Raw genomic sequence first — 10,647 nt, forward strand, 5'->3', positions numbered from 1 at the left:
TAATCCTTATTCGTTGTTCGCTGTTTCACTAGTAGAAGCAGTAGTGTTAGCTACCTCTTCACCAGCATCAGCCATTTGTACATCTTGACCAGCTTTTAAGGTAACATAGGCTTTTTTATAATCATTACGACGGCCGATGCTTTTACCAAAACGCTTTGTCTTACCTTTAACATTCAAAGTGTTTACTTTTAAAACTTCAACACCTTCAAACATCATCTCAACTGCTTTTTTGACTTCTAACTTAGTAGCGTTAGAATCAATTTTAAATACTTGTACACCAAGTGAGTCGCCAAGCATTTGAGATTTCTCTGAGAATACAGGTCCTCTTAGGATCTGATAAAGTCTTGCGTTGTTCATGCTAGTGCTTCCTCAAATTGTTTCGCAGCTTCAACTGACATGATTACTTTATCAAAAGCAATCAAGCTCACTGGATCCACTTCGTTTGTACCAAGTACATTGACGTGTGGGATGTTGCGAGCGGCTAAGTATAAGTTTTCGTCAACATCTTTGGTGACGATTAGTGCACGAGGTGCACCAAGCTCATGTAACTTGGCGATCAGCTCTTTGGTCTTAGGACCAGAAACGCTTATCTCTTCAACCAAAATCAGACGCTCTTGGCGAATCAATTCGGCTAGGATGCACTGCATCGCACCGCGATACATTTTACGGTTTACTTTCTGTGACCAATCTTGTGGTTTAGCCGCGAATGCACGACCACCCCCACGCCAGATTGGGCTACGAATAGAACCTGCACGAGCGCGACCAGTACCTTTTTGGCGCCATGGCTTAATACCACCACCAGAAACTTCGGCACGGGTCTTTTGAGCGCGTGTACCTTGGCGAGCACCAGCAAGATATGCGGTGACGACTTGATGCACTAGTGCTTCGTTGAATTCACGACCGAAAGCCGTATCAGAAAGCTCAACTGCCGCCCCTGTAACTGTTTTTAAATCCACGTTAATCCCCTTGCTTAGGCTTTGACTGACGGACGTACGATGACATCGCCACCGGTGGCACCTGGGATAGCACCCTTGATGACAAGTAACCCTTTTTCAACATCAACCGATATCACTTCTAGGCCCTGAACGGTAACGCGTTTGTTACCCATCTGACCTGGCATTTTTTTGCCTTTGAAGACTTTACCTGGTGACTGGTTCTGACCAGTTGAACCAAGTGCACGGTGAGATACTGAGTTACCATGAGTGGCATCTTGCATGCTGAAGTTGTGACGCTTCACGCCGCCTTGAAAGCCTTTACCTTTACTGTTTCCTGTGACATCAACCATCTGACCTTGTTCGAACAAGTCAGCTAGGATCTCACCACCAATCTCACGACCTTCAAGATCGCTTTCATTGGCACGAAATTCCCAAACACCACGACCAGCGGCAACGCCAGCTTTAGCGAAGTGACCTTTTTGTGCTGCTGTTACGCGGCTGTCACGACGGGTACCTGTGGTAACTTGAATGGCTTGATAGCCATCTATATCAGTATTTTTTACTTGAGTAATGCGGTTAGCACTGACCTCAACCACTGTTACAGGGATAGATGCGCCTGCTTCAGTGAAGATACGGGTCATGCCGCATTTTTTACCGACTAAACCGATCGCCATTTTAGACCTCTTTATATCTTATATTAATGGGTTGGGTGTGATGTTCATTAACCCAAAGCAATTTGAACGTCAACACCCGCCGCCAAGTCTAACTTCATTAGCGCATCCACAGTTTTGTCAGTAGGCTGAACGATGTCAACCATACGCTTATGAGTACGGATTTCGTACTGATCACGAGCGTCTTTGTTTACGTGTGGTGAGGTTAGAACGTTGAAGCGCTCAATGCGAGTCGGCAACGGTACAGGACCACAAACTTGCGCACCGGTGCGCTTTGCAGTATCAACAATCTCTTGTGCAGATTGATCAATTAAACGATGATCAAAAGACTTAAGACGGATACGGATTCTCTGGTTAGCCATGCCAGCAAGCTCCTAATATGTGCTCTAGTCATTCTTGCTTTGCAAAGATATGACTAAAAGCCGTTTGGTTAAATATTCACTTAAAGCGGCCTTCTGTTCTTAACCAGAATGAGTTCTTTATCCGAACTTATAGCGTGCCAAAAGCAAAATAGTTTAAAGCCCCGCCGACCCTCCTATTATTGGATGTCAGCAAAGGCATAATGAAATAGTGCTAGAAACGATGCTCTAGCTGTCATAGCGCCAGCTGTTTGATTGGCTGCGCATATATAATTCAGTGGTATGTATTATACATAATAATCAAACGATTACAAGAGCGTTATTTATAATTATATCTGATAAGACTTTATATAAACCTTTGTTTTTAGGCTAAATCAGCTATTTTTATAGTGAAGTAACAGCTGTAACGCTTAGCTTAAAGCAATACATCCAAAGACGTTAGCTCACAGTTCTTGATTTAAGATTCTTAATCTAAAACGATATCATATTGCTCTTGCGTATAAAGATTCTCGACATCAAAAGTAATCACCCTACCCAATAGATACTCTAAATCTGCCACTGTATCCGACTCCGAGGTCAACAATAAGTCAATGACTGCCGCATGAGCGACCACAGTAAACTTCTTTGGAGAATTATAAGTACGAGCACAGCGCATGATTTCACGAAATATCTCAAAGCAGACGGTTTCAGCTGTTTTGACAAAACCGCGACCTTGACAGGTTGAGCACGGCTCACATAACTGCTGTCCAAGCGACTCTCGGGTACGTTTACGGGTCATCTCGACCAAGCCAAGCTCACTGACTTGGGTGATTTTAGTTTTGGCATAATCTTGTATCAGCTGTGACTGCAAGCTCTCAAGGATATCATCCTTGTGCTGCTGCTCAAGCATGTCAATAAAATCTAGGATAATAATACCACCAAGATTACGCAAACGCAGTTGCCGAGCAATGGCGTGTGTGGCTTCAAGATTGGTCTTATAGACGGTATCTTCTAATGAGCGACCGCCAACGAATGAGCCAGTATTGACATCAATAGTGGTCATGGCTTCAGTCTGATCAATAATCAGGTAGCCACCAGACTTTAAATCGACGCGCCGTTTGAGTGCGTCACGTAAGTCGTCTTCGACGCGGTGCACGTCAAACAGTGATTGCTCAGCGGTATAATGCACAATCCGATCATACACAAAAGGCACAAAGTCTTTGGCAAAATATCTGACTTGCTCATAAATCTGCGCGTTATCAATGACGACTTTTTCGGTACCAGCATGTACCAAATCGCGAATAGAGCGCAGCGGCAGTGATAATTCTTGATAAATGAGCTCGGAGCTTTGATTATGTTTCATTTCTTGACGACGGGCGCAGATAGTCCGCCATAATTGTAATAAATAATAAATATCTTCTTCAAGTTTGTCGACAGGCACACGTTCAGCAGCCGTGCGGGCAATCAGCCCACCTTTAAGATTAACCGTCTGCATGAGACTATTCAGCTCAGTCTTGAGGCGCGTACGCTCTTCTTCGCCATCAATACGTTGCGAGATACCGATATGATCACTTGATGGCAGATACACCAAATAGCGTGATGGCAGCGATACATTGGTGGTTAAGCGTGCACCTTTACTGCCAAGCTGATCTTTAGTGACCTGTACTAAAATACGTTGGCTTTCATGCAGACGATGTTGGATAAGGGTTTTGGATGCCGGTACGACTTCAGTATTTTGCGCACTAATAACTGGCGGTGTGACCACTAAATCATCAGTAGTAATGTCTATGATAGTGCGCTCATTATCAGTTTTTTCAGTTACCTTACTTTCAACGACATGGCGGGGCTCGCGCTGCATGTCATTGACGTGTAAGAATGCCGTACGTGATTGCCCGATATCGACAAAGGCTGCTTGCATCCCAGGCAGCACACGTACCACCGTGCCCAAGTAAATGTTACCGACCAAACCCAGTTTATTGTGGCGCTCAATATAAATCTCACCCAAGATGCCATTATCTAACACGGCAACACGGGATTCCATGGGACTAATATTAATCAGCAGCTCTTCGGACATAGTGTTTTCTCTTATCACTCAGCTTTCTTATGAAACGTTCATGGCTTGGTAGCCTTACAGTGTAACAAATGCAACTTGCTGTTGCCCATGACCCTACCGTGTCATTATGTGCAGACGATTCAGTAGTCTCTACTCTACTCTCATCTCTGAATACTTTACCTGCTTTACTAAATACCTGTGTCTGTCATATCTTTAATCAACGCCAGTGTTTGTGCGAGAGGTAATCCTACAACATTGGTATAGCTACCGTTGATACGACTAACCCACGTAGCACCCAACCCTTGAATGCCATAGCCACCGGCTTTATCAGCAGGTTCACCACTGTCCCAATAGTTACGCATCATCTCTTTAGTTAATGCTATAAAGGTTACTTCTGTGCGCTCAATGATTTGTTGTTGATTAACAACTTGAAAAACTTGCTCATGGCTTGATTGATGAGAGCACTGTTGATGAGAAGGCTTTATTTTATTAGAAAGCTCTGTTTTATTAGGAAGTAAAGATATTTGAGTGGCTTGCACCGCCGTCCATACTTCGTGGGTATTATCAGACATTTGCTGCCACATGCTATAAGCATGCTCGCGATTGATAGGCTTAACCAGTACAGTTTTACCATCTGCTAATACACCGATAGTGTCAGAGGTTAAAACAATAAACGACTCAGGTAAATCAGTTTGGTTATTTTTAAGATTTATATTTAATTGTTCTATCGCCGCCTCTGCTTTGGCGGCGACCATGCGGGCAATATAATCTTTGGGTGACTCATTATCATGCGGTGTTTCATCGATATCAACGCTCAAGATAGTGAAGTCTAGTTGCGCCCTTGATAATAACTCACGACGACGCGGCGAGCCAGACGCTAAGATGATATCCATCGCTACTCTCTTATAATTTAGAACTATGATGCTTACGGTTTTGAGACATGCGCTTAAAAAGTTTTCTCGCATTGCAGTCAGTAAAAGGTATTAATGGAAATAACGGCTTCAATAGTTGCTTCAATAACTGCCTTAATTAACGTGCAAATTTACGTAAAGCCAGTAGTACCAACGGCCAACTGATAATGCTCATCAATAATGATAAAGCGGATTGGGCGACAAAGACATTTTGGATAAACATCTGTAGTGTCCATAAACTCACTTGAAAGACAGTCAACCCTAAACTCGCGACTAACCAAGCACTGACAGTATTTAGTTGTCTAATATAGATGCTAGTGGCTTTTATCACCAAGGCCACGACCACAGCAGAAAATGCTTGTTGTCCTAGGTGCGTATCCATCAATAGGTCGGCGATAAGCCCAATAGTAAATGCACTAAAAATGCCCACATAGCGCGGTTGAAATAGCAACCAAAAAATCAGCACCATGATCATTATCATGGGACGCAATGTTGCCATACTAGGACTTAACGGATAAACGCTGAGTGATGAGGCAATAATGAAGCTCAGTACAATGATGGCAAGCAGTAGCCCATTTGCATGTTCAGAATCAGGATATGCCATGAATACTTACCTTTAGCGAGTGGTTAGCAGCAGCTATTTGACGATTAATTTAGCATTAAGGGGAGTAAAAGCAGTGAGTAAACAGATCGCTTTGGCATGATAGCGGGTAAATACGGCTCAATGACCAACGTATTAACTTTCATTGATATCAGTATTTTTTTTACTAGTCAGCTTATCTTGCAGTATCAGTACATAAGCATTGTCGATAAAGTTCGCCGCTGGTGTGACTTCAATGCTTCTAAAGTTATCCGCTTGCGTATCTTCAATATGGGCGATACGACCAACCCGATAACCTGCTGGTATACGCCCGCCCAATCCTGATGATACCAGCTCATCGCCGACGCGCACGTCTGAGGTTTTAAAGACATAATCGAGGCTCAATGAGGTAGGTATGCCCTGACCGGTGACAATAGCACGTTGACCAGTACGCTTGACAGTAACGGCAACCGACTGCTGCTCATCGGTAATCAGCAATAAACGGCTGGTATTAGGATAGACATTAATAATCTGCCCTAAGATGCCGTCTTCATCGATAACCGTTTGTCCAACATGCACGCCATCTTGCGCTCCTTTATTCAACACCACAATTTGACGCAAAAGATTGGTATCGGTACCAATCACCTGCGCTAGATTTAAATCAAACTGCTCAGGGCGCGTGGTCGATAGAATACCTTGCAGGCGAGCGTTTTGCGCTAAGATATAGTCTTGCTGCTGTAATTTGGCTTGGGCATGAATCAGCTGCGATTTGAGCTGCATGTTTTCGCGGCGTAGCGCTTCTTTTGATTGCAAACTACCACTTGACCAGTGTTTGGCATAACTGGGTAACAATGACAGCTCATAAATAGGCTGCATTGCGGCGTGGCTGGTCGAACGTATGGGATTAAACCATTCTGGATTTTTGCTATCAAACCACATCAGTATCAATGCCACTATCAATAAAATAGCAGTCATACGCAGTGCGAGTGGCTGGCGAGCAAAAATACTTGGAATCATAGTTCGTCTAATGTAGAGGTTTTAATGTGAGCAGTAGCCAGCACTGAATAGCACTATATAAATGTGACCATGTTATAAAATTTAAGCATATTAAATGTTTAAACTTACTATCGCATTAATAGTCTTTATAACTAGTAGCTTTTATCATTAACAGTCTTTATCACTAATAGTATTAATAACTGATAAATTAATAATGGTATCGCTGATCATGCATTGTAGCCGTTGTTGATAACATTAAAGGTAACCTTATTGGCTACCTTTAATGTTATTCATCTATTACTTCTCATTCAACTTTATCTTTAACTTAAGCCTTATCTGAAGATTGCTAATATAACAATGCTTTATAAGCCATGATTTATACAAAAATCATGTTTAAGCTTTTGTTATTGATAAAATCAAGAGCAATACCGCCGCCACGACTAACGCACGTTAATGGATCTTCAGCGACTGTTACTGGTAGACCTGTCTCTCTTGAGATGAGTTTATCTAGGTCACGTAATAGTGCGCCGCCACCGGTCAAGACAATACCACGCTCAGCGATGTCTGATGACAGCTCTGGCGGTGTTTGCTCAAGTGCCGCTTTTACCGCGCTGACGATACCACTTAATGGGTCGCTCAAGGCTTTTTGGACTTCTTCTGAGTTGACAGTAAAGGCTTTTGGCACGCCTTCTGCCATGCTACGTCCGCGCACTTCTACTTCTAGCTGGCTATCTTCGTTTAGAGCAGAGCCCACTTCTTGCTTGATACGCTCAGCCGTGGTTTCACCAATCACGCAGCCATGCGTACGGCGTACATGGGTAATAATGGCATCATCAAACATATCACCACCGATACGAATAGACTCGGCATAGACGCAGCCTGACAAGGCAATGACCGCAATCTCAGTCGTACCACCACCGATATCAACCACCATCGAACCACTGGCTTCATGAACCGGCATGCCAGCACCAATCGCTGCAGCCATTGGCTCTTCTAACAATAATACTTTGCTCGCGCCCGCTGACGATACCGCTTCACGAATCGCTTTACGCTCAACAAGGGTAGATTTGCAAGGCACGCAAACCACTACGTTAGGCTGAGCCATAAAACGTTTGGCTTTTACCTTAGTGATAAAATGCTTGAGCATTTTTTGCGTCACTTCAAAGTCAGCAATCACGCCGTCTTTTAAGGGACGAATAGCGGTAATATTGGCAGGCGTACGCCCCAGCATCTGCTTGGCATCAACACCAACAGCAGCGACGGTAGGGTTTTGTGTGCGATTACTTCGTAGCGCAACCACCGTAGGCTCATCGAGCACCACGCCTTTACCAGGAATAAAAATAAGGGTGTTCGCAGTACCGAGGTCGATTGCGATATTATTTGATAAAAATCCAAACAGGTTCATGACTAATATTTCCAGCGTATTACAAATGAGGCGAATGAGGCGAATGAGGCTGACTGAATAGGTACTCGTCAGGGTTGAGCAGGTCGTATCACTCATCGCGAGAGTTTATCATCGCAACAAGTCAAACCGAAGCAATAATGATGAAATGAAAAAACTGAGCTAAATTATACCGACTTGGCTCAAAAAAAACACAGAAATTTGCATCAGTACGCTAGGATTTTGCGCTTAAGCGCTAAAAGTTGTTACAAAGTTTGAGCTGGCAGACAAAACCCTCTCTTTAATGAAACAGCCTCTAATTCAACAACTAATAAGACGCGAACGCTATGTGCTGATTTTAATGAGTAGCTTACTTAAGAGTTTGCTTAGCAGCAGCTGCCCACTGTAACGTATTTCATAAGCGAATGGTAAGCAATTACTCATCAGGCCCTAACTACTCAGTCAAATTTGCAAAACGTCTTATCTCAGTAAAGATTGTGCAGCAATCCAGCATCATGCTCTGTAAACTTGGCTCTGTAAACTTAGGTCAGATGCTTTATAATAACCGCACTATATACCTACATTTTGAGCTAAGGCACTTATTTGAGTGCTGATCTTTTTAGCCCACCTTACTCTAACAAAAACTGTCCGTCACTGGAGACACTATGTCACAGCAACCGTTAACGTCTGACAACCAAGTCAGCCGTGAAGAAATCTTAGAAGTTGCCAACCTTGCTCGCTTGGGCGTTGATGAAAATACGGCCGATAGCTACGCCGCTGACATCACTAAAATATTAAAGCTGATGAATACGCTGGGCAATGTCGATACCACCGATATCAAACCTTTATCCAATATTCATGAAGCCTGCCAAGAATTGCGTGCCGATATTGCCAAACACGATATCAATCGTGAACGCAATCAGTCGGTCGCGCCTGCTATCGAAGATGGCTTGTATTTAGTACCGCAAGTGATTGAATAAGTCGCTGTCGCTATTTTATTTTGACCTCCCCTAATTTTATGCTATTAACATTTTGACGGACGACACCTTATGTCTGAACTTCATCTATTAAGTATCCAGCAGCTTATTACCGGCCTGCAAGACAAACAATTTAGCAGCCTTGAGCTGACCGAACACTATATCAAGCGTATCAATGCTCTTGATAGCAAGATAAATAGCTTTATCACCCATACTTCTGAGACGGCGCGCGCGCAAGCACAAGCGGCAGATGAGATGCGCCTGCAAGGCGACAAGCGCCCATTACTCGGCGTACCAATGGCGCATAAAGATATTTTTTGTACCCAAGGCGTATTGACCACTTGTGGCTCTAAGATGCTGCACAATTTTGTTTCCCCTTATGATGCAACTATCGTTACTAATATTGATAAAGCGGGCATGATCAGTCTTGGTAAGCTCAATATGGATGAGTTTGCGATGGGCTCGGATAATGAAAGCTCGTACTATGGTGCAGTGCATAACCCTTGGAATCTAGATCACGTCCCTGGTGGCTCATCGGGTGGTAGTGCAGCAGCAGTGGCGGCAGGCTTTATACCTGTTGCTACCGGTAGTGATACTGGTGGCTCTATTCGTCAGCCGGCCTCATTTTGTGGCTTAACCGGTATCAAACCTACTTATGGTCGCGTCTCTCGCTTCGGTATGATTGCTTATGCCTCTAGTCTTGATCAAGCAGGTAGCATGGGGCGTAGTGCCATGGACTGCGCGTATCTACTGCAACCGATGATTGGTCATGACCCACGTGATGCGACTTCTATCAATTATGATATGCCTGACTATGTACAAGACCTCAATGACGCAGTAGCAGCTGATCAGTCTAAACCGCTAGCTGGTTTACGTATTGGTGTCGCTAAAGAATACTTTAGTAAAGGTCTTGATACTGAGGTAGAGCAAGCAGTACGTGCGGCATTAAAGAAATACGAAGAGCTTGGCGCGACCATCGTAGAGGTGACAATCACTGATCCAGAGATTACCCTTGCCACTTACTATATGCTCGCACCGGCTGAAGCATCATCAAACCTATCACGCTTCGATGCCGTACGCTTTGGCTATCGCTGTGAAAACCCAAAAGACTTAATGGACTTATACACGCGCTCACGTTCTGAAGGTTTTGGTCCCGAGGTACAACGCCGTATTTTGGCCGGTACTTATGCGCTATCTGCTGGTTATTTTGACGCGTACTATACAAAAGCACAAAAAGTACGTCGTTTAATCGTCAAAGACTTCGAAGATGCTTTTGCTAACTGTGATGTGATTGCCAGTCCTACCGTACCAACAGCTGCTTACAAACTGGGTGAAGACCTTGATCCTGCTACGATGTATTTGGGTGACGTTTATACCATTGGTGTTAATTTAGCCGGTCTACCTGCGCTCAGTCAGCCTGTTGGCTTGACCTCTAATGGCTTACCTATTGGTTTACAGCTGATTGGTCAGCATTGGCAAGAAAGTCAATTGCTCACAACCGCGCATTTATTCCAGCAGCATACGGATCATCATTTGCAACACTCTACCATCGCGAAGGAGACGGTATAATGAACACAGCAACTACTACTGATAATAATGCCGTTCGCAAACATGCTGTTCGTAAAGAGCTTTTTGTTGATGGCTATGAAGTGGTCATCGGTATCGAGATTCACTGCCAGCTCAATACGGAAAGTAAAATATTCTCAAGCGCACCGACTGACTTCGGTCATGAGCCAAACACCCAAGCCAGCATCGTTGACTTAGGTCTACCCGGTGTATTGCCAGTTCTAAATGCTGGCGTGGTT

General features: G+C 43.9%; 11 protein-coding genes and 1 pseudogene. 3 read left to right on the forward strand and 9 right to left on the reverse strand.

Features of this window, described 5'->3' with window-relative positions; genetic code table 11:
* Positions 1-6 precede the first annotated feature (6 nt).
* The 9 genes from rplW to CAN34_RS12625 form a co-directional block, all read right to left on the reverse strand.
* Positions 7-357 carry a 50S ribosomal protein L23 gene (gene rplW, locus CAN34_RS12585; RefSeq protein ID WP_010196677.1) on the reverse strand — a complete coding sequence of 117 codons (351 nt, stop codon included), beginning with the start codon at positions 355-357 and terminating at the stop codon, positions 7-9.
* Positions 354-956, reverse strand: coding sequence for a 50S ribosomal protein L4 (rplD, locus tag CAN34_RS12590; RefSeq protein ID WP_079690991.1), 603 nt, complete (start codon positions 954-956; stop codon positions 354-356). Before rplD ends, rplW begins: the two co-directional genes overlap by 4 nt.
* Positions 957-970: 14 nt before the next feature.
* Entirely contained in the window at positions 971-1,609 is a 639-nt protein-coding gene (gene rplC / locus CAN34_RS12595) for a 50S ribosomal protein L3 (RefSeq protein ID WP_089555914.1), read from the reverse strand.
* A 47-nt stretch (positions 1,610-1,656) separates the two neighbouring features.
* Positions 1,657-1,968, reverse strand: coding sequence for a 30S ribosomal protein S10 (gene rpsJ, locus CAN34_RS12600; RefSeq protein ID WP_010196670.1), 312 nt, complete (start codon positions 1,966-1,968; stop codon positions 1,657-1,659).
* Between the two features lie 463 nt (positions 1,969-2,431).
* Positions 2,432-4,018: an Rne/Rng family ribonuclease gene (locus CAN34_RS12605; protein WP_089555915.1), complete on the reverse strand. Its 1,587-nt coding sequence runs from the start codon at positions 4,016-4,018 to the stop codon at positions 2,432-2,434.
* 167 nt (positions 4,019-4,185) lie between these two features.
* On the reverse strand, positions 4,186-4,890 hold the full coding sequence (locus CAN34_RS12610; protein WP_089555916.1) for a nucleoside triphosphate pyrophosphatase: 705 nt from the start codon (positions 4,888-4,890) through the stop codon (positions 4,186-4,188).
* Positions 4,891-5,026: 136 nt separating this feature from the next.
* Positions 5,027-5,512, reverse strand: coding sequence for a rod shape-determining protein MreD (mreD, locus tag CAN34_RS12615; RefSeq protein WP_089555917.1), 486 nt, complete (start codon positions 5,510-5,512; stop codon positions 5,027-5,029).
* A 132-nt stretch (positions 5,513-5,644) separates the two neighbouring features.
* Positions 5,645-6,505 (reverse strand): rod shape-determining protein MreC, encoded by an 861-nt coding sequence (gene mreC, locus CAN34_RS12620; RefSeq protein WP_089555918.1) that lies wholly within the window; start codon positions 6,503-6,505, stop codon positions 5,645-5,647.
* A 355-nt stretch (positions 6,506-6,860) separates the two neighbouring features.
* Positions 6,861-7,889, reverse strand: coding sequence for a rod shape-determining protein (locus tag CAN34_RS12625; protein WP_079690985.1), 1,029 nt, complete (start codon positions 7,887-7,889; stop codon positions 6,861-6,863).
* Positions 7,890-8,530: 641 nt separating this feature from the next.
* On the opposite strand from CAN34_RS12625, the gene gatC reads away from it, so the two are divergent.
* The 3 genes and pseudogenes from gatC to gatB form a co-directional block, all read left to right on the forward strand.
* The gene (gene gatC / locus CAN34_RS12630) at positions 8,531-8,845 is read left to right on the forward strand and encodes an Asp-tRNA(Asn)/Glu-tRNA(Gln) amidotransferase subunit GatC (RefSeq protein ID WP_089555919.1); all 315 of its coding nucleotides are present in this window, start codon (positions 8,531-8,533) and stop codon (positions 8,843-8,845) included.
* Positions 8,846-8,914: 69 nt separating this feature from the next.
* Positions 8,915-10,411 (forward strand): Asp-tRNA(Asn)/Glu-tRNA(Gln) amidotransferase subunit GatA, encoded by a 1,497-nt coding sequence (gene gatA / locus CAN34_RS12635; RefSeq protein WP_089555920.1) that lies wholly within the window; start codon positions 8,915-8,917, stop codon positions 10,409-10,411.
* Positions 10,411-10,647: pseudogene (gatB, locus tag CAN34_RS12640) on the forward strand (Asp-tRNA(Asn)/Glu-tRNA(Gln) amidotransferase GatCAB subunit B); the annotation flags it as partial. The gene gatA and the pseudogene gatB, both read left to right, overlap by 1 nt.

The organism is Psychrobacter sp. DAB_AL32B, from assembly GCF_002224105.1.
GTDB lineage: Bacteria > Pseudomonadota > Gammaproteobacteria > Pseudomonadales > Moraxellaceae > Psychrobacter.

Bases quoted from the DNA above. Each gene is read 5' to 3' on its own strand.
- rpsJ (WP_010196670.1), bottom strand. From the start codon at position 1,968: ATGGCTAACCAGAGAATCCGTATCCGTCTTAAGTCTTTTGATCATCGT.
- CAN34_RS12605 (WP_089555915.1), bottom strand. From the start codon at position 4,018: ATGTCCGAAGAGCTGCTGATTAATATTAGTCCCATGGAATCCCGTGTT.
- mreC (WP_089555918.1), bottom strand. From the start codon at position 6,505: ATGATTCCAAGTATTTTTGCTCGCCAGCCACTCGCACTGCGTATGACT.
- gatA (WP_089555920.1), top strand. From the start codon at position 8,915: ATGTCTGAACTTCATCTATTAAGTATCCAGCAGCTTATTACCGGCCTG.
- gatC (WP_089555919.1), top strand. From the start codon at position 8,531: ATGTCACAGCAACCGTTAACGTCTGACAACCAAGTCAGCCGTGAAGAA.
- rplW (WP_010196677.1), bottom strand. From the start codon at position 357: ATGAACAACGCAAGACTTTATCAGATCCTAAGAGGACCTGTATTCTCA.
- rplC (WP_089555914.1), bottom strand. From the start codon at position 1,609: ATGGCGATCGGTTTAGTCGGTAAAAAATGCGGCATGACCCGTATCTTC.
- CAN34_RS12610 (WP_089555916.1), bottom strand. From the start codon at position 4,890: ATGGATATCATCTTAGCGTCTGGCTCGCCGCGTCGTCGTGAGTTATTA.
- mreD (WP_089555917.1), bottom strand. From the start codon at position 5,512: ATGGCATATCCTGATTCTGAACATGCAAATGGGCTACTGCTTGCCATC.
- CAN34_RS12625 (WP_079690985.1), bottom strand. From the start codon at position 7,889: ATGAACCTGTTTGGATTTTTATCAAATAATATCGCAATCGACCTCGGT.